This window comes from Bradyrhizobium sp. sGM-13 (genome assembly GCF_018398875.1).
Taxonomy (GTDB): Bacteria; Pseudomonadota; Alphaproteobacteria; order Rhizobiales; family Xanthobacteraceae; genus Bradyrhizobium.
Genome location: NZ_JAGWDK010000009.1, coordinates 1 through 17,598 on the forward strand (window position 1 = coordinate 1; position 17,598 = coordinate 17,598).

Consider the following 17,598-nt stretch of genomic DNA (forward strand, 5'->3'; position numbering starts at 1 on the left):
GAAAGTGTAACCCATGTGTCCGGTACGTTCTGTCACCTATGTCTCGGGCCGCTCATAGGGGCATTTTGCAATCGGCCGGCCCCTTGGCGCCTCGACTGGGGGCACAAAGGGGGCACAAAAACCGTTTCCGCCCGCCTTGGCACAGCCTGAGGCCAAGATCTTCGGCCTCTATTTTCTGTGGGGGTTTCAGTCGCCATCGCTGCACCGTTCCACCGATCCGCCAGCGCGTCGGCAATCCCGATAGGCCCAAGGCTCGATGTAGCTCCCGGCAATTTTCGCGGCGCCATCATTGCCCTATTCTGAATTTGAGCCTGCAGCCTGGTCGCCCCTCGTCGATCAATTCAACGCCGGCCGCGCCCCGAGGGCATCCATCACTGCCTTGATGGCATCGATCCACTTCCCAGCGTTGCGGCGCCCTTCCCCTCCATCGCCGAAATTGTCGTCAGGTTTAGCCCGGCCGCCGCGGCGAGCTGCGCCTGACTGAGCCCGGCAAGCGCGCGAGCGGCCCTTGGTTGGTTTCCTATCGTAAGCATATTGGCGGGGCTCCTAAAGCTGATGGTTATCCCCGGGCGCGAGGGAGATGTCAGAGCGTTCATCCGGCTGGAAGAGGATGCGGGGTCCCAGCTTCGGCACCTTCTTTCTCGGGTTTCGTTGCGAAAAACGTCCGTACTTTCAAGCGCATTTATCATGACGCTCGCCGAGATCCGGAGAACATGAAATGAGCATGAAGGGTCAGACCCAGAGATACTATCGCCAATCAAGGGTCTCGTTGATGGCCGATGGATTCGGATTGGACCGGTCTGATCCGTTTTCGATGAGCACTAGGCCAATGTTTTCTAAGGTCTCGCTTGCTATGTTCGTGCTGATTTTGGTGCTTGCTGCCAACGTTGGCAGCAAAGCGGACGACCTACTACCGCAACTGAGGAAAAACTACGAAGATTGCGTCTACCGCGCAGTTCGTTCGCAAGCTGAAAAACTGAGGTCTACGGGCGGCACCTCTGAAGCGATCGAGCTAGCATTCGAAGCTTGTCAAAGCGAAGAACGAGAAATCGTAGAGCACCTAAATGCCATCGGCATGGCGTCAGCTACGGTTGATAAGGCCTTACGGGCCTTCAAACTGAGGCTGCAGAAGACGGTTCGATAAGAGAGATCGGGCGAGAGATTGCAAAAGGTCTAGATAATATTGAGCGCCTTAGAGACAACCGCTCTCTGATTGCTAAAGGTAGATGTTTGAGGCAACGCGTTTCCACCGGTCGCTTCCCCCAATAGAAGCCTCAATTTCTTTTGCCGGCTGCGCCACATACAGCAAGACTCGCAGGAAGTGCCCGCCAGGGTGAACAAGACGGCCCTAGCAAGATGCGCCAGAGCCGTCCACTTCCGGCGGGAGCCTGTTTGGTGACGCAAACCGGAAGCCACGGAATCGACTCATTCAAGCCAACATCGTTCCTAATAGAGGGCCCGACGCTCGACGATTCCAGACGACACGCGCCCGGCCTTACCACCGCGGTCACGCCTAAAGAGATTTGCGTTTGCTCGGAACGTTCGAATAAACGCGTTGGTTGTTCTATCATTATGAAAGGACAACCCATGAAGCTCACGACAATCGCTTTGGCGTCAGTCCTCACGCTCGGGTCCACACTCGCATTTGCACAAGCTGGTAGTTCTAGCGATGCCGCTGCTGCCGGCGGCGCGACGGGCGGACCGGCCGGGGCTGGTTCTTCCACCGCAGTCAAGGGCGACGCGACGGGTCCCAGCGACACCCGGGACAGTGCACAAGGCTCCGGTTCGGGCGATGCCTCAGCCGCTGCCGCCGGTGGTGCGACTGGTGGGCCAGCTGGGGCTGGTTCCTCCAGTGCTGTTAAGAGCGACACCAACACCACAGGCTCTTCAAAAGACCCCGTGCGGCGCTAACAACCATCAGAAGAGAATGAAGCGCGACACAGTTTTTTGCTTCGACCGGCGAGTTGCGCGAGTCCGCCTCTTCGGGCCCTTGTCCTTTGAGGCTCAGCCTGCGCCGTAGGGCTTGTTGAGAAAGTAATCGCGGTTGCCGAGCACCCTCAGCGTACTGATTGATCCGCGACCGTGATCGCCTGGACGTGCTGATAACAGTAGCCTTCACGCGCGGCCGGCTGGCGCAATTCGGCCAGCGCCATAAGCCATGCTATCCGCCTTCTCGTCGTACCGCTGTAGCGGCTCCGGCATTACCAACTCCGGCCGCCAAGCACGCGCCCTTTTGGCAGACCGCCCTGCTCTTTCCTGAGCCGGTCCCGCTCGCCGCACAGGTCTTCTATCTTCGCCAGCATCCTCGCTAGCAACAGCTCAGCCGCTGCAGTCGATATGCCGGCGCGCTGAAGCTGGAGGATTTCCTTCTGCCTTCCGACCTGGACGCGCATGTGTTCGATTTCGGAACGGACGTGATCTAGGCCCATAGCTCTCCTTCAATGCTCTCTGGATTGTCCGGTAGAGGCCTTCGGAGCGGCGCCCAAGGGCGCCGTAAAGCCGAAGCCGCCTAAACAGGATTTCGATCTCACGGGTGCCTTCCATTTCACGCCAGCGTGAACCGGCGGGCCTGAGACGTTCTATGTCCCTACCCGCGGCATAAGCCTGGGCAGGATATCGACAAGGCCGGCAATCACGAAATACTGCCACGTCCGAATGCCCGACAAATCGTCTGCCTCACGTCTTGGGCGAGCCCATGCCGTGAGTAGCGTCGTCATAGTCACAAGCATAGGTCAGCAAGGTAATGCCGCCTGCCGGGGTAGTTGGGTCGATCTTCAGCAGCTCGTAAGCCGCATCCTGCTCAACACCCCCCGCCTGATCTAGCGCCGCCCTCGATCGTCTATCGCGCTCTCCATTTCAGAAATATTAATTTAGACGTTTGAGGAGCAGCAACTATATGACGCTCCGGAACCGCGTTTATTGGGCGTCCATCATTCCGAGCCGCTACAATTGCTTTTACTCATTTTTGTCCTGCCATGTGTAACGCAGCGGACAGACCTTCACGCTCCCACGGGAATAACCTGCAAAGTTCTGAGTGGTGCGCTGGTAGGAGGATTAAAAGATGGATCAATTTATTTCAAGAGAGCAGAGTCTCTCGCAGATACACCTCGATCTTTCCCACCGCATGGCCGAACTTCAAAAGCTCAGAGAAGCGGTCCGTATTGCGGAGGCGCTGCATGCGTCAACGGCGCAAAGGCGTCCCCGACCTTCACCGAGCGACACCGCTTCGTACACCGAATCTCGATTGGCGGGTTAGTTAGGTCGGCGGCTTCGCACGTCGAGCGGGGTTCGCGCTTGCTGCATCGCTCGGCGGCTGGTTGAGCTGACGCAATCGATCTTCTAGTGCTGCCTTTTTGGCGAGCAGTTTTTCGCGGAGAACTGACTGCATCTGTTGGTGCAGTTCGAACAGTTCTTCGATCGACATTGACTCCCACTCACTCCGCATGACGCGTCCCGGCGATCATGAAACCATTTGAATTATTGCTCACGATAGAAACTTCAGAGATATGGAAGAGAGGCTCAGTCTCAATGTACTGAAGAAAGTTTAATGAGGGCGGCAGACGGTCCCGACCGTCTAGCGCGTTTCTCGAGCTATCTATCGCGAAGAAAAATGGCCCCAGCGCCAGAACGCCGAGGCCATCCAAGTTACCTTCCAGCTAGACAGGAGTAGTGGAGCCTACCTAGCACGCACACGAAAGCGGGAAAAAGTGGCAATTTCTATGCAATAGTGAACACATCCCCGAGTTTGTAGCCTCTGGCTTATCTCAGTTCCTGAGTCAGAAGCCGAAGGGGCCGCAATGGAAAAGAAGGTCCGCGTTTCAAAACGGAAACCGTTCAGGTAAGCACAGGGTAAGCAGGCTGGCGGAGACACGTCGGGTCGATTCCCGTGCTTAGCAAAAGATGCGTAGGCATTGCTGCCCTTTTCGCGGACGGTTGGTTGCAGAACTCTTGTCGGAGACGCGACCGCGCCGATATTTCCCCGCTAAGAAACGACTGGTCCGCGGCGGTTCAGGCGGCCTAAGCTGGCGCGCGTCGCGATCCGGGAGTACCGCCCCTAAAACTTTTATTCAGGAGCAACCCACCCGTTTTGGGACCCAATCTTTAGAATTGCGAGCAACGAAAGACTGGATTTCGCAGGCTTGAATTTCCCGCTATAAAGAAGGAATTGCTCTGGGAAGAATGTCGCTGCCCTTGATTTCAAAGGACAAAAAATTCATCCGGAAATTCGTGGAAAGTGACTCTTTGGGAATTTCACGCCTCTGAAATTCCGGGATAGTCCGGCCCGCTCGTCAGTATTCATTACCCGGATAACATTCCGGCGCGCCGCTTCGTTTCACTGTCACGAATCCATAGCCTTGGGTCCTTACACTAGGTAGGCGGCACAGTTTATGCCTGCTCCCGGAGCGTGAGTACAGGAGACCTCAGATTTCCCATCATTGATTTTCGACCGATTATTAGGAGTACAATATGATTGATGAGAATTGCGCTCGGCTTAGAACGCATCGCGGCAACATTCAGCGCTATCGCCAACTGCTAGAAACCAGCCTGACGGACTTCGAACGCGAATTTGTTGCCAAACGGCTCACCGAAGAGCTGTCGGCCATGGAAACCCTCTCTGCGATGACGCCAGCAATCCCATCCCGGGATTCACGAGCACGGCCTGACCACAAGCTGTAAAGGAGGCCCCGGCGTATGTCGTTCGAACCTCGTACGCCGGGCCTTTAGCGCCCTACGATGCAGACGGTCGCGACCGAGAGAGTAGCATAGCAGGGCTGGTAAGGGGCGTAGAGGTGCAATATGGAACAGTCGCTTGAAGCCCGGACGCATCGCCTTCTGCAAATCTCGATCGACCTTCACGACCAAATGGCTGAAATTCAGAAACTTAGAGAGATGGTGCGATCAGCGGAGGCCGCAGAGCGCGCCAAGAGCCGGTCCATGCTGCGACCGTGGCGCAGCCCGTCGGCGATGAGCTGAGCGTCTAAGTAAGTGGACCAGCGACTGCAAGATTTCGTCGGCCCGACATCGCTCAGCGGCTGGTCGAGCATCTCCAATCTACGCTCGACCTTCACGGCGCGTTTGAGAGCAAGTCTGCCCAGGCTTTGGCGACCTTCTGTTCTCCCGATGAGCCGAAATGGCAATCGTCGTATCGATCCAAATCGTCAAGCAGGGCGTCTGAATTAACTCCGCTTCTCAGATTGGCACCGCGCTCAGGGAGCGCCAGTTGAGCGCGCGCGACGGCGTTGTCGGGAGAGTGGGAGCGCGTTCCTCCATTTGTTGCACCCAAGCACTTGGTCGCGATGCCAATGTATACCGGCGCCGCCACGTTATGAGATCTCAACGAGTTAACCAGCGACAAGAAGCGGTCGCGGTAGTCCTTCTCGCTCGTTCCCTTCACGTAGTCGATCTCACCTTGCACCCAGAGTACGTGCGTCACAAGATGCCCTTGCCGCTGCAGACGGCTCGCGGTGTCGGTCATGATTGCGTTCAAATCGCCGCCCGGCCCCCAACGAGAGACCTCAGAGCCGCTTATGGACACGGGAGCCAGTATGACTTGGTCGAACGATCCGCGTTCCAGCAGAAGATTGCCGAGCTGGGTCCAATACTCACCGCCGATGCCGTCGGATCCCAGCAGGGGCGACGCGGCGACATAGCATCGTCCATCGAAAAAATTCACAACCTTCTCTCCGTGTTCCGAGCGGAACCGTTGCCCCCCGTGATTTCCAGCGTTGGACTGCCCGATCAGCAGCAGAACGGCTGTACGGTTCGTCTGCTCCGGGCAGGTGACAGCTTTCTTCTGATCGCCCGAAACGAGCCGTCCCGTTTGATCAAACGTGTAAAGGTCTTCAGGAGCCGTCCTGCCGGCGAAGCCAGCCTTCAGCGCCTGCAAAAACGGAAACGGAAATAATTGCTGGCGCGCGCTATACGCTCCAAACAAGTACGTCGCGGTCAGGACAAGAATTGCTAACAAGAACCTCACGGGCGACATCTGCATTCAGAACACCTGAAAATTTGGCTCAGCGTTTTGGGCAATTAGCGCGACGATTGATGGCGCGAAAAGGGCCTTGGCCAGCAGTGCGTTATTCTGACACCCCGAGCGGGACACCACAGTTGCGGCCGTCCTTTTGCTCTTCGCGTGACTTTGAGCCACCTCCCGCTGGTGCCCTCACGGGCGCGCATATCAATCTCCGGTCAAGCGCTTTGCCGGCGCCCTCTGCTACTCGCGCTGCGCCGGTCTCGATATCGTTCGCGCAGCGGCAGAGCGCCCCGACTGGCATAGTCGATGCAGATGAGGCTCTCATGATCAACGGAGCAAAGGCCGCGCCTGATCACCATCCCTTTGACCGGGAAGGAGGTCTTTCGCTGGCGCCGAAACTGCGTTTGAAGGTCAGGGTTCCTTCCGTAGTTCTCCGGCCGTGAACATAGTTCCGCCTTCCCGGTTGCGTTAATAGCGCCGGTACAGTTCCGGGTGAATTAGAAAAAGACGACGTGACGCCCAGTTGAAAGCTCATCCCTTGGAAGCTTCGTAGGCTCAAGACCGTCCCGTCGAAATGTTAGTTAGTCGTAGCGCAGATGCGCGGTGGCGGGTGCCATTGCATTTGACACGGAGCACCAAAATGGTTTCCACGCCGGACAACAAGTTCGTGGAAGAGCAGATCGAGAGCTGTCTTTCGAACCTGCTAAGCGAAGCCGGAGTGCATCCTTCGGCCCCGCCGACCACCATGAAGACGTCTCGCGCCCTGCGGGCAACGATTCATCGATCGGCGGGTTGGCGCTATGCGGTTTTCGTCGGCTCTCTCGTGACAGCATCAGTTGGTGGCGCTACTTGGTGGTTGTCCTCCTCAGCTCATACAGCGATGATAGCCCCCTCGGACCCAGCACCTCTGTCAGAGGCCGCGCCGGGAGCCGTCAAAGACGCAGCGCCGACTGCCGTCGCCATGTTTTCCGACTTGGCGCAGCAACTCCAACCGATGACGCGCGATCTCGCTGCCTTGAGGCAAGCGGTAGAACAGCTCAATGTGAGGCAAGAACAATTGGTCCGCGACAATGAAAATGTCGCGAGCCAACTCAAGGCGAGCCATCAAGAAATGGCCCGCAACAACAGTATCATCGAGCAGGTCAAGGCGACCCAGATCCAGATGGCGCGCGAAAGCCAAACGCTCACCGAGCGGCTCAACGCAAGCCAGGAACAACTCGCCCGCGTCATCGCCAACGCTTCTGAGCCAACGGTGATGCCTGCAGAGCCAAAGGTGAGCCCCGAACAGCCAAAGGTAATGCCCGAGATACCACTGCCGCGTCCGCGGCAGTCGGCCAATGTCGCCCAGGCGCAAAAGCCGTCGCCAACCCCGGCCCGGCCGCAAGCCCAAAAACAGCAATCGCCATTAGCATGGCCGTGGTCAGTGCGCTAATGCCGTCTACCTTCCTTTCTGCGACGTGATGAGAAGTAGCGCAGCATTGCAGTGGTTCGCATGACATTGGCATTTCCCGTCCAGCGCGTGATTGCGCCGGCAGATGCAAGAGCCTGGGTCGACAATCCATGAAGTGCGTTTCGCGCTGAACTGACTGGGTGTGACAGGCACGAAAATAGCCGGCCGTGCATGCAGGAGCGCGAACCGGGGCCTCGCGCGCGCTGCTGAGGTGGGAGAGCTCCCTAAGCGGTTCGATCACCTCGGAGACCGCATGAAAAGGAGGGCCGTCCCTTTGCCTCAGGGACGTATCACCCAATAGCGTCGGGCTTCTGGAGCATCAGCGCAAGCAAGCCGTCCGCGCACCACCCTCTCCGAGGAGAAATTCTAAATCGCTCCACTCTCAGGAAGAACTTGGGGAGACAAATTCGTCGTTCTTGCTGCAGCGCCTCCAAACGCGGTTCTCCGCATATTGGAATCATCGGTAACTTGTCACCTTTTACGGCGCTGTAGGTTCTCCAGCGGGAACACGGTTTCATGAACTTGCGTTGTCCTGTTGTTTTTCCAATAGTGCGAGGTTCATCATGCGTATTCTGTTTAGAGTTGTCGCGATTGCGGCAATCCCCGCTTGGTTCGGCGTACATACAGATTCTGCTGCAGCTCAGAGCTTCAACGAGAGATGGTCGATCATTCCAAAGGCGCACGCAGAACCGGCTCCTCCTGAAGCAGCCGACCAGATTAACCAGGAAGTGCAATCTCAAATCGGAGGACAGCCGACGCGGTCTTCGGAAGATCGCGTAACTCGTCGATCTTCCAACCGGGTCTTTTCCGGAAATGCCTCTTACTACTCATACTCGAAAGGAAAAACAGCCAGCGGCTCCGCGTTCAACCGGGATGCATTGACCGCAGCTCACCGTAGCCTGCCGTTCGGCACAAGAGTTCGCGTAACCGATCTTGCGAGCAACAAGTCGGTGGTAGTTCGCATCACCGATCGTGGCCCTTGGGTACGCGGCCGCGTCGTCGACGTTTCGCTCGGCGCCGCGCGCAGCCTGGGGATCACAGACCGCGGCGTGGCCCAGGTTCGTGTTGAGGTGCTTTAGCTTGCGTCTGCCCAGCGACTGAAATGGACTTAGCGAACGAGCTGCGAGACTGTAGGCCGCTCCCTGGATCGATGGTGAGGCGTGCGGCGCGTGACCGGCAGCCGGTCCTTTAGCCGCTCAAAACAAAATCGCCGCAATCATGGCGCTCTTCATGACGCGCCCACGATGACGAGCCATATCGACTCAAGCTGTATTGAAGGACAGCGAATTCATAGAGATTGACGTACGAGATTGACGGTACCGAACGCGGCAAACCGGCCGACTATTCCATCCCCTCAAGCTCGCGAACGTCCCATAGTGAAACTGCCAGGATAATGAGCGATGGCGTCCACGCGAGCATGGCTCCAAATGCTATCGCTTGCAAAGTGGTCATGGATCTTTCCCAAATTTCCACCCACCAACCAACATCAGGAAACTAATTTGAACCTTCAGTTTGACCAGAAGTTACCAACACAAACCTTTTCTGCGCGAAGAGTTCCCCGCCTGGTGTGACTTTCCGGGAACAGTTGAATGTGTGAGATGCAGCGCTTCCAAACAAGCGCGGCGCCGACGTCAGGCTGCTCTTCGATCACGCCGGTGTCCAATTCCCCTTAGGTATGTCGCCTAACGGGCAGACAGTGATTTGAATTAAATATTATTATCATCTCGAATTAAATCAGCATAACTCGTCTAAATTACTGGCTCGGAGGCAGTCATGGATGACCGCGAGCAACAAGAGACCGAAGACCGCCGGAAATTTCTGATTTCAGCCGGCAGGTTTGCAGCCGTAACACCCCCAGCAATAACGCTGCTGCTATCGACCTCTCTCACCTCCGATGCGATCGCGCATTCTGGCGCGAGCGTCCGTGGCGGGCCGAAAGGCAACAACGGCTACGGCAACAGCGGCGGCGACGGCAGCCCAAACGGCAAGCCTGACAAGTATCGCTAGGTACGAGTATTGGCCGCCGACATCAAACGACTTTTTGAGCCAACCAGTTTCTGGAACCAGCTGCCCAACCCCAACCCGGAAGAAGGCGGCCCCAGCACGTCAAGGTCTTCGCCACCACCACCGTCGCGGAAAGCTGGTTCGAGGAAAATGATCCCGAAGGCGTAGCGTTCGAATATGAAGTTCTGGAATGAACCGCATCGGCCGCAGGTTCCGCGAGCAGCCCTGTCCGCATCGGGAAAAATAGGCAACTACTTAGGAACTTATCATCGCGAAAGTGGTATCCTTCGAGCGCTGGGTGCATGGTGAGCGTAGGAGGGGCTGATGAGGGCTAAAGTCCAAATTCCAAGCTACTACCTGTATCAATTAGACAAAGATAACACTGAGATACTCCGAAAGTTTGCGGAGCTCGCGACTCTGCGGGAGCTGGTTCGACAAAAAGAGGCAGCCCTGCGCGCGGAGCGAGCGTATCGCGAAAGATCGACGACTATGTTGCCGATTAAGGCCGGCGATCCTTCCCGCCGTCACTATCGGACGGCCGGTTGAGTTGACGTATTCGATCTTCCAGCAGCTTCTTCCTGGCGGTCAGTTTTTCACGAAGAACTGACTGCATCAGCTGGTGAAGCTCGAACAGTTCTTCAATCGACATTGACTCCCACTCCCTAGGCATGACGCGTCTCCGCGATCACGAAAGCAGTTTGCTCATCGAAACTTCAGAGATATGGGAGAGAGGCTCAGTCGCAACGCACAGAAAATATTAAATTAGGATCTACGGTTCGAGAACCTCACCGCGCGCCCTAAGCTGGCAAACGTGAAGAAGAAGGCCCTGGCGCGGGGATCGCGCCGGGGCCATCGGAGTATTCCCATTCCAATCAGCCAGACAGCGCAGTGGGTACCCGTCTAGCGCTCCCAGATTAGCGGGAAAACCTGGCAATGTCTGCCAAATAGTCAACAGAGCGGTGAAGAGAGGGCGGACAATGAAACCAGTTCCGCCGCTTGTACGCTCGGGGTGGAAGGCGCCAAATGATCGCCTAGGAACCACTCGGTGGCCCCCCAAGTTTCTACCACGTGTCAACTTGTTTGACTTTGCACAGGGGCGTTTGATGAAGGAGCTCTCTGCGCTCGAGTTGGCCATAGCGTCAAGCCTAATGGCCGGCGCCATGCAAGCGGCAATGCTTCAGTCGATGGTCCGCAATAATCTCATTACCGCCGAGGAAGGCCATGAGATATACGAGCAGGCACTTTTGATGCTTGAGACTAACCAGACCATGGCTTCCTCGCCAGACGTGTTCGAGGCAGCTCGCGAACTGATCGAGCAACATCTTCGGAGTACATAGACCAATCGGCTGCCTATTCGGAAAGTTATTGGTCTACCGCGGCGACCGCTCGGAGGAAGGCGGACCGACAAATGGTAGCGCGGCCCACCCCTCCGCGTTGCACCTAACCATCTGAGGCATTGTCGAATAAGACTCTGACCAGGGTCACGGTTGGACGCGAAAGGGGTCAATATTCGAAGCCCAGACACAGCAGAACAACCTGCGACCCCGTAGCCGTTCGCCAAGCGGAACAGTTCGGCATCGGAGGCGTTTTTTTCGCACTGAAGAAACGCCGTTGGGGACGCATGTGCTGACGCGAAACGACCGAGCTGCGTTTGCGCTTAAGTGTCCCGCGTGCAGTCGGGCGACGCCACATCGGTTTCTTTACATCAAGAACGGTTGCGACATCTTTCAATGTCGTGACTGCGGACTGGGACGCACCGAGGCATCGAGCTTCGATCCCCTCGCTTATTATGACGATGGCTACTTTTCCGGCCGTCAGTCGGACGGCTACGCCGATTATCGCGGCGCCGAACCCGTGCTACGGCGCGAGTTCGCCCGCACGGTCGAGTTCATCCAGCACCGCAAGCCGCAGGGCCGCCTGCTCGAGATCGGTTGCGCCTACGGCTTCTTTCTCGATGAAGCCCGCCGCGCGGGATTTGAGGTGAGCGGCATCGAGCCGGCGGGCCAGGCTGCTGCCCATGCTGGCGATCTCGGCTTGAACGTCATCTGCGGCCTGCTGAGCGAAGCGACTCTCGAGCCGCTAGGCACCCTGGATGTTATCGTCCTCCTCGACGTCATCGAGCATCTGCCCGACCCGCAGGGAGCCCTCGCGCTGCTCGCGGACCATCTTCGGCCGGACGGAATCATCGTGCTGACGACCGGAGACTTCGGCTCCTTGGCGGCGCGGTCAACCGGCGCGCACTGGCGCCTGATGACGCCTCCGCAACACCTGTGGTTCTTCAATCGCGCCAGCATCGCGTCTCTGGCCCAATCGGTCGGCTTTCGCGTCGAGAGTTCCGATTACCCCTGGAAATTCGTGCCGTTCTCGCTGATCGCCTTCCAGGTCGGTCGCATGCTCCGCCGCAAGATCGCGGCCAGCCCGACCGGCAACCGGTTCGCCATTCCGGTGAACCTGTTTGACGCGATGCGCGTGGTCTTGAGCAAGGCGCCACCATGTCCGGATACGAGCCCCCCATGATGGAGCGCCTGAAGGTTGGCCAGATCGCATTGTTGCCGGCGCGTCTCCCGGTTGGAATCGCGGTGATCGGCTGCGGCCTTGTTGTGGTTTGTTCTCGTTGTGGCTTGTTCTTGTTGTGGGTTGATGGGACATGACCAGCCGGATTCGCAATCCCTGGATCGTTGTCGCGGCGTACAATGAAGCGCCGATGGTCGGCAGCGTCGTGTCCGGCATTCGCCACGCCGGATATGCAGTCGTCGTGGTCGATGACGGCTCCAGTGACCGGACCGGCGACGTTGCGTTACTCGCAGGCGCGGTCGTCGTCCGGCATCCGGTCAACCTCGGACAGGGCGCCGCGCTGCAGACCGGCATCGACTATGCCCTCCAGCGGCGTGCGGATGCGCTTGTCACGTTCGACGCCGACGGCCAGCACTCCCCCGTGGCCATCGCGGCGCTGCTCGCGGCGATCGAGCAGCCCGGCATCGATTTCGCGCTCGGCAGCCGCTTTCTCACCGGCGCGACGACAAATCTGCCGGTGTCGCGCCGCATCCTGCTCAGCGCCGCGCTTTGGTTCACGCGCGCGAGCACCGGACTGCCGGTCACCGATACCCACAATGGCCTACGGGCGATGACCGCGCGCGGCGCCCGCGCGATCTCCTTGCGACAGAACCGAATGGCGCACGCGTCCGAGATCCTGCACCAGATCGCGCAGAGCCGCCTGCGCTTTGTCGAGGTGCCGGTGAACATCGAATACAGCGCCTATTCGCTTGCCAAGGGTCAACGCATCACCGATGCGCTGGCCATCCTGATCGATCTGTTTGCGCGGAGGCTCTACCGATGATCGCGCAGCTCTTGTTGACGGCCTTTCTGGCGTTGGTTCTGATCTACGCCTGGTCGGAGCATCGGACGGTGCCGATCATCGGCCCGCTCGCGAGCGGCGCTGCGCTCGCCGGCCTCTACTTCGTTTGGGTGCCGGAGCATGCCACCGCGCTTGCGGCCTTCGTGGGAATTGGCCGCGGCTCCGACCTCATCGTCTACACCTGGGTCGTGATCAGCCTGCTCATCATGCTCAACTTGCATCTCAAGTTGCGGCTTCAGCTCGATATGATCACGCGGCTGGCGCGCGCCGTCGCGATCGATCGCGCCAAGGAGAGCCGACGTGAGGCAGGCCCGCCGCGAAAACGTCGCCCGGTCATGTTGGGCCAAAAGGCCGAGGCGCCCCCGATCGAATTGCAGGCGAAGAAGTAGATGCCCTTGTCAAGTCGCGCCCGAAATTGGCGTCACTCGCCGAGCCCGCGACGATTGGCGTAGATCTGGGCGAACGGGCGGCCAAATCGCGTGACCTCATCAACCAGTACGGCCGACGTATCCTTGGCACAAGGCCAGCGCTCGGTGGCGATCAGGTAGTCGGCCTTCTGCAGATCGGTTTCGGCAATCCAGTTGCGACGGAACATCACGCCGGCCAGTTGCTCGCGCCAGCCCAGGCAGACCAGCACGCGCGGCGGATCGCCCGCGAACCGGCCTTCGGCGTCAATTCGACCCTCGAGGCGGCGCAGCGCCACGGGCGTCGCCATGCCCCAATAGTCGAGATCGAATCGGCCGTAAGCGCCGGCGACGCCGCCTGCCAGACTGTTCATTGCGATATATTCGAGCGGATGCAGGATGACGAGCGTCACCACGATGACGGCCGCGTGCGCGACCCCGAGGGCCACGGGCACAATCGGGAGGCGTCGCAAGAAGGGCAAGAGGCTCATCAGCCCGCGCGCGGCCACGATGGCGAGCATTGGGATCACGAACAATACGTGGCGGACACCGTCATAGAGCGTCGAGCCCTGCAGGATGAGCACCCCGATGGGCCCGAACGCCGCCACACTGACGACCAGCACCGCGCGCGATCCAGCGAGCTCGGCCGCAACTGGTCGCAGTCCCACGGCGCCGGACCGACGCAGGGCGCTGAGGGCGGCGCGCGTCCACGACCCTGCAGCACCGATCCAGGCCGCCATGCCGAGCAACAGCAACGCCAAAAAGCCCTCGGGCAAACGCGCCGCGAGCTGTCCGGGGATGTACCAGGCGGGCAGTTTATCGGTGAACGTGCGCTGGCCCCAGTTCTGGAATTCGAACGAGGTGTCGAGCGTAGCAAAGTGCCGATAGGCCTCGAGGAATCGCATGAGCGGATGACCAGTCTGCAACCACGGCCAGAGCGCAATCGCCGTCAGCCAGGCGACGAGGATGACGAGCAGCGTATGCAGGGCGATCTGGCGCAATTGGCCATAACCCGCGCGGCCATGGCGCAGCAGCGCCTCGAGCGCGCACAGGCTCATGCCACCGACGAGGTAGGCGTGCGTGATCACCCCGCCGGTGCGCGTCCCAATGGCGAGGCCAGTGGCAAGGCCCGTCGCAAGGGTCAGAGGCCAGCTCGGGACCTCCTGCCGCACCATCAGGACGATCAAGAGCGTCGACCAGCTCATGGCGAACAGGAACGGCACGTCGATCGGGGCGAAGAACAGGTTGCCGTACAGGAAGCCGGTCAGCAGGCACAGGATGAGCGCCGTCAACCCAGCCCAGTACCCGACCGTGAGCCGTGCCATCGGCACGACGGCGGCGAGCCCAGCGAGGCCGAACAGGAAGGTCATGGCGTGCCGGACCGTGATCGGGCTCGCGAGCTCAAGCGACTGAACGGCCGCGACGAGCATCTGAAACCACGGTCCATACATCCACAGATACTCTTCGACCGTCTCGAACTGAGACCGGTCCGTAAAGGCGCTCGTGTACCAGGCAAGCGCCTTGGGACCGTAATCATCGGTATTGAATTCGTCGGTCGACAGCCCGTAATCCGCGGCGGTCGCAAGCCCGATGATCAAGGCCACGCTCAGCACAAGGAGCACGAGCAACGTCTCGGCATGGCGAGCAGCAAATGCGAGGCCGAGCTTGGGCCTCGTAAACCCAGAGCCGTCGTCATCCACCTGTTCAAGCACCATGCATTGTCCTTAACGGTTGCATGACAACGCACTGGTGCCGTCCGGAAATGTGGTGGGAATTCGCGCGGCGGGATCGCCACATCGCTACCACCACCAACGCGATCGAGCGGCAGCACGAGGAGCTTCACGCGGCGGATCGAGACTCAGACGGATCTACCATCCATCGGCCGACACCACCGCCTGCATCACATCAGGCGACATCCAGCTAAATCGCTTAATCGAGAACGAACCCCCAGCGCACCTCAAGTGTTGTTCATGGGCTTCCATAACCCGGCTGAAGGGAACTTTGTTCCGCGTTTCAGGTCTCCTAACTAAGGCGATAGCAATGACGATCCTTATCACCGGAGGTGCCGGGTACATTGGGAGCCACATGGTGCACGAACTCGCTGATCGTGGCGAACTGCCCATCGTGATCGATGATTTTTCGTCGGGGTTCGAATGGGCAATACCATCCGGCGTTTCGGTTTTCGTTGAGGACATCGGGGATCAGCGGCGAGTTGCGCACCTGATCGCGAAGTATGGGATTTCGGAGATCATTCATTTTGCGGGTTCTGTCGTCGTGCCGGAGTCGGTTGCCGAACCGCTTCGATATTACCGCAACAACACCGCAAATACCCGAAGCCTGCTCGAGATCGCAATCAGGAGTGGAGTGCGGCGTTTCATCCTCTCGTCGACGGCCGCAGTGTATGGGAATCCGCCAGCAAATCCTGTCCCGGAAGAGACCCCCGTTGCGCCCCTATCACCTTACGGCTCATCCAAATTCATGGCCGAAACAATGCTGCGTGATGCTGCACGCGCTCATGGCCTACGCTACGTCATCTTGAGGTATTTCAACGTAGCAGGCGCCGATCCTGCTCTGCGCACCGGACAGGCAACGCGAGAGGCAACGCATCTTATCAAGGTTGCAGCAGAAACCGCCGTGGGTCTGCGAGAGAAGATGCAGGTTTTCGGCACCGATTACCCCACGCCTGACGGGACCTGCATTCGCGACTATATCCACGTGAGCGACCTCGTAAACGCTCATTATCACGCGCTTTCATACCTGCGCGGTGGTGGAGAATCCCTGACGCTAAATTGCGGCTACGGCCGCGGCTTTTCGGTCTTGCAGGTGATCGAGGCCATGCGGCGCGAATCCGGAAACGATTTTCCCGTGGAACTTGCCGCCCGCCGGCCTGGCGATCCGGCGGAGATCGTGGCGTCGGCGGAACGGATGCGCAATCTGCTAGCCTGGCGGCCTCAATGGGATGATCTTTCCCTGATAGTCCGCCATGCGCTCGCTTGGGAACGTAAACTGTTGGCACAAGGTAACGCGACGCAGCGCTTGGCAACTACGGCTCTTCATCCCAACAGCGGAGATCCGCCACCTAGGACCGTTTGGGTCAGCAGGCCTCGGTCGAGCCGCGTATTCCGCGCCTCGCAGGACGCCTCGGGGACGAGCAAACAGGCGTGACAGGCGGCGCCGAGCGGATATTCGTCGCTTCCCTCGCTGTGCTCGGCGCAGATGGGATCATTCGAGCAAGCGCAGGCGCTTCACTGGTCGATCGCGACGGTGATCGCCTGGGACGTGCTGATAGCAGTAGCCTTCACGGGCGGCTCGCCGGCGCAGTTCGGCAAGCGCGTCGATCGGTAGCGACCCCTCGACTTTCTCGTCGTACCACTGAAGCTGTTCCGGCATCACCAACTCCGGCCGCCCAGCACGCCTTTCGTCGGACCGCCCTGCTCTTCTTGAACCGGTGCCGCTCGCCACAAAGACCCTCGATCTTGGCCAGCATCCTCCCGAGCAAAAGCTCGGCCGATGCCGTCGATATGCCGGCGCGCTGAAGCTGGAGGATCTCCTTACGCTGCCTTCCGACCTGGACGCGCACGTGCTCGATTTCGGAACGGACGTGATCTAGGCCCATAGCTCTCCTTCAATGCTCTCTGGATTGTCCGGACGAGCCCCTGGGCACGGCGCCCGAGCTGGTCGTACAGCTGCCTGAACAGGATCTCGATTTCACGTTCGTTTTTTATGATGTGCTCAATGGTGCAAAACGTGAACAAGATGACAAGACGCTAGGAACAGGGGTGTGCTGGCGCCGCGTACCCAAGATTGTTGCCTGAGTAGATTTTATTGCCCTGGTCCACCCCGTTTGATGACCCGATCCTTCTTCCCAAGGGCCGGCGGCTCCTCACCTTGAGGCATGCGGCCAGCGACATCATGGTGCTGCCCAATCATGTCGAGCCAGTCCTTGATCCCGAGCGCAAGAGTCATCATTGGGGCAAGCGCAAGCTGAAGAGAGAGACCAATGACCGTTTTTGTCTACGTCAACACCAGCAAGCAGGTGGGAGATCCCGAGCACATCAATGTGGACGCCGCAGAAAGTGGTTTGAGGAAAACGATCCTGAAGGCGTAGCCTTTGGGTATGAGGTCTTGGAGTGAACCGCTGCCTTCCAATTACAACTAGCGGAGAGCGAAATGGCTGAGAGAATAGACGTTGAGGTTACCGGCAAATCGCAGTTTGAAGTCGCCCACGACATGGCGAAGTTTATTCTAATTAATATGGAAGGGCGTCAGGTGAAGCGCATAAAGCGGCAAGAGTTCTTGCATTTGGTGGCTGACTGCATCGAGGCCTTGCGCGGCATCAAGGTCAGGGAGATTGTCAGCTAAAAAGCAAGGCACTCCCTGCAGGCTCCAGCCTCCACTTGTCCACACGAGC

17 protein-coding genes are annotated in these 17,598 nt (G+C 58.8%); 13 read left to right on the forward strand and 4 right to left on the reverse strand.

The genetic code is table 11. From position 1 onward, the window contains the following. Positions 1–718 precede the first annotated feature (718 nt). Positions 719–1,144, forward strand: a complete 426-nt coding sequence (locus tag KJQ96_RS15095) for a hypothetical protein (RefSeq protein WP_213287381.1) — start codon at positions 719–721, stop codon at positions 1,142–1,144. Positions 1,145–3,256: 2,112 nt separating this feature from the next. Here the strand turns inward: KJQ96_RS15095 and KJQ96_RS15100 are convergent. Next, positions 3,257–3,424 (reverse strand): hypothetical protein, encoded by a 168-nt coding sequence (locus KJQ96_RS15100; protein ID WP_213287382.1) that lies wholly within the window; start codon positions 3,422–3,424, stop codon positions 3,257–3,259. A gap of 1,043 nt (positions 3,425–4,467) precedes the next feature. On the opposite strand from KJQ96_RS15100, the gene KJQ96_RS15105 reads away from it, so the two are divergent. Further along, on the forward strand, positions 4,468–4,677 hold the full coding sequence (locus KJQ96_RS15105) for a hypothetical protein (RefSeq protein WP_213287384.1): 210 nt from the start codon (positions 4,468–4,470) through the stop codon (positions 4,675–4,677). Positions 4,678–5,065: 388 nt separating this feature from the next. On the opposite strand, the gene KJQ96_RS15110 is transcribed toward KJQ96_RS15105, so the two are convergent. Further along, positions 5,066–5,992: a sialate O-acetylesterase gene (locus KJQ96_RS15110; RefSeq protein ID WP_309142419.1), complete on the reverse strand. Its 927-nt coding sequence runs from the start codon at positions 5,990–5,992 to the stop codon at positions 5,066–5,068. A 622-nt stretch (positions 5,993–6,614) separates the two neighbouring features. Here KJQ96_RS15110 and KJQ96_RS15115 point away from each other — a divergent pair. The 3 genes from KJQ96_RS15115 to KJQ96_RS15125 all read left to right on the forward strand — a co-directional run bounded on the left by KJQ96_RS15115 (position 6,615) and on the right by KJQ96_RS15125 (position 9,431). After that, on the forward strand, positions 6,615–7,406 hold the full coding sequence (locus KJQ96_RS15115) for a hypothetical protein (protein ID WP_213287385.1): 792 nt from the start codon (positions 6,615–6,617) through the stop codon (positions 7,404–7,406). A gap of 581 nt (positions 7,407–7,987) precedes the next feature. Further along, the gene (locus KJQ96_RS15120) at positions 7,988–8,503 is read left to right on the forward strand and encodes a septal ring lytic transglycosylase RlpA family protein (RefSeq protein WP_213287386.1); all 516 of its coding nucleotides are present in this window, start codon (positions 7,988–7,990) and stop codon (positions 8,501–8,503) included. A 694-nt stretch (positions 8,504–9,197) separates the two neighbouring features. Beyond that, the gene (locus tag KJQ96_RS15125) at positions 9,198–9,431 is read left to right on the forward strand and encodes a hypothetical protein (protein ID WP_213287387.1); all 234 of its coding nucleotides are present in this window, start codon (positions 9,198–9,200) and stop codon (positions 9,429–9,431) included. A gap of 496 nt (positions 9,432–9,927) precedes the next feature. Here KJQ96_RS15125 and KJQ96_RS15130 read toward each other — a convergent pair whose 3' ends face one another. After that, positions 9,928–10,077 (reverse strand): hypothetical protein, encoded by a 150-nt coding sequence (locus KJQ96_RS15130; protein WP_213287388.1) that lies wholly within the window; start codon positions 10,075–10,077, stop codon positions 9,928–9,930. 454 nt (positions 10,078–10,531) lie between these two features. On the opposite strand from KJQ96_RS15130, the gene KJQ96_RS15135 reads away from it, so the two are divergent. From KJQ96_RS15135 to KJQ96_RS15150, 4 genes are all read left to right on the forward strand, one after another. Then, complete coding sequence (locus KJQ96_RS15135; RefSeq protein WP_213287389.1) at positions 10,532–10,765, forward strand: hypothetical protein; 234 nt, start codon at positions 10,532–10,534, stop codon at positions 10,763–10,765. 286 nt (positions 10,766–11,051) lie between these two features. Continuing rightward, entirely contained in the window at positions 11,052–11,945 is an 894-nt protein-coding gene (locus KJQ96_RS15140; RefSeq protein ID WP_213287390.1) for a bifunctional 2-polyprenyl-6-hydroxyphenol methylase/3-demethylubiquinol 3-O-methyltransferase UbiG, read from the forward strand. A 130-nt stretch (positions 11,946–12,075) separates the two neighbouring features. Beyond that, positions 12,076–12,765: a glycosyltransferase family 2 protein gene (locus KJQ96_RS15145; RefSeq protein ID WP_213287391.1), complete on the forward strand. Its 690-nt coding sequence runs from the start codon at positions 12,076–12,078 to the stop codon at positions 12,763–12,765. After that, positions 12,762–13,172, forward strand: a complete 411-nt coding sequence (locus tag KJQ96_RS15150) for a DUF2304 domain-containing protein (protein ID WP_213287392.1) — start codon at positions 12,762–12,764, stop codon at positions 13,170–13,172. The genes KJQ96_RS15145 and KJQ96_RS15150 overlap by 4 nt, the downstream gene beginning before the upstream one ends. Positions 13,173–13,204: 32 nt before the next feature. Here the strand turns inward: KJQ96_RS15150 and KJQ96_RS15155 are convergent, their stop codons facing one another. Then, positions 13,205–14,902, reverse strand: a complete 1,698-nt coding sequence (locus KJQ96_RS15155; RefSeq protein WP_213287393.1) for a hypothetical protein — start codon at positions 14,900–14,902, stop codon at positions 13,205–13,207. A gap of 325 nt (positions 14,903–15,227) precedes the next feature. On the opposite strand from KJQ96_RS15155, the gene galE reads away from it, so the two are divergent. The 4 genes from galE to KJQ96_RS15170 all read left to right on the forward strand — a co-directional run bounded on the left by galE (position 15,228) and on the right by KJQ96_RS15170 (position 17,549). Next, positions 15,228–16,352, forward strand: a complete 1,125-nt coding sequence (gene galE / locus KJQ96_RS15160; RefSeq protein WP_213287395.1) for a UDP-glucose 4-epimerase GalE — start codon at positions 15,228–15,230, stop codon at positions 16,350–16,352. 51 nt (positions 16,353–16,403) lie between these two features. Next, positions 16,404–16,532, forward strand: coding sequence for a hypothetical protein (locus KJQ96_RS41375; protein WP_256441616.1), 129 nt, complete (start codon positions 16,404–16,406; stop codon positions 16,530–16,532). A 103-nt stretch (positions 16,533–16,635) separates the two neighbouring features. Continuing rightward, a complete protein-coding gene (locus tag KJQ96_RS15165; protein WP_213287396.1) occupies positions 16,636–16,797 on the forward strand; it encodes a hypothetical protein in 162 nt (53 codons plus the stop codon). Between the two features lie 560 nt (positions 16,798–17,357). Further along, the gene (locus KJQ96_RS15170) at positions 17,358–17,549 is read left to right on the forward strand and encodes a hypothetical protein (RefSeq protein WP_065744938.1); all 192 of its coding nucleotides are present in this window, start codon (positions 17,358–17,360) and stop codon (positions 17,547–17,549) included. Positions 17,550–17,598: the final 49 nt, after the last annotated feature.

Bases quoted from the DNA above. Each gene is read 5' to 3' on its own strand.
- KJQ96_RS15095 (WP_213287381.1), top strand. From the start codon at position 719: ATGAGCATGAAGGGTCAGACCCAGAGATACTATCGCCAATCAAGGGTC.
- KJQ96_RS15170 (WP_065744938.1), top strand. From the start codon at position 17,358: ATGGCTGAGAGAATAGACGTTGAGGTTACCGGCAAATCGCAGTTTGAA.
- KJQ96_RS15125 (WP_213287387.1), top strand. From the start codon at position 9,198: ATGGATGACCGCGAGCAACAAGAGACCGAAGACCGCCGGAAATTTCTG.
- KJQ96_RS15105 (WP_213287384.1), top strand. From the start codon at position 4,468: ATGATTGATGAGAATTGCGCTCGGCTTAGAACGCATCGCGGCAACATT.
- KJQ96_RS15100 (WP_213287382.1), bottom strand. From the start codon at position 3,424: ATGTCGATCGAAGAACTGTTCGAACTGCACCAACAGATGCAGTCAGTT.
- KJQ96_RS15115 (WP_213287385.1), top strand. From the start codon at position 6,615: ATGGTTTCCACGCCGGACAACAAGTTCGTGGAAGAGCAGATCGAGAGC.
- galE (WP_213287395.1), top strand. From the start codon at position 15,228: ATGACGATCCTTATCACCGGAGGTGCCGGGTACATTGGGAGCCACATG.
- KJQ96_RS15110 (WP_309142419.1), bottom strand. From the start codon at position 5,992: ATGCAGATGTCGCCCGTGAGGTTCTTGTTAGCAATTCTTGTCCTGACC.
- KJQ96_RS15130 (WP_213287388.1), bottom strand. From the start codon at position 10,077: ATGTCGATTGAAGAACTGTTCGAGCTTCACCAGCTGATGCAGTCAGTT.
- KJQ96_RS15120 (WP_213287386.1), top strand. From the start codon at position 7,988: ATGCGTATTCTGTTTAGAGTTGTCGCGATTGCGGCAATCCCCGCTTGG.
- KJQ96_RS15155 (WP_213287393.1), bottom strand. From the start codon at position 14,902: ATGGTGCTTGAACAGGTGGATGACGACGGCTCTGGGTTTACGAGGCCC.
- KJQ96_RS15150 (WP_213287392.1), top strand. From the start codon at position 12,762: ATGATCGCGCAGCTCTTGTTGACGGCCTTTCTGGCGTTGGTTCTGATC.
- KJQ96_RS41375 (WP_256441616.1), top strand. From the start codon at position 16,404: ATGGGATCATTCGAGCAAGCGCAGGCGCTTCACTGGTCGATCGCGACG.
- KJQ96_RS15145 (WP_213287391.1), top strand. From the start codon at position 12,076: ATGACCAGCCGGATTCGCAATCCCTGGATCGTTGTCGCGGCGTACAAT.
- KJQ96_RS15135 (WP_213287389.1), top strand. From the start codon at position 10,532: ATGAAGGAGCTCTCTGCGCTCGAGTTGGCCATAGCGTCAAGCCTAATG.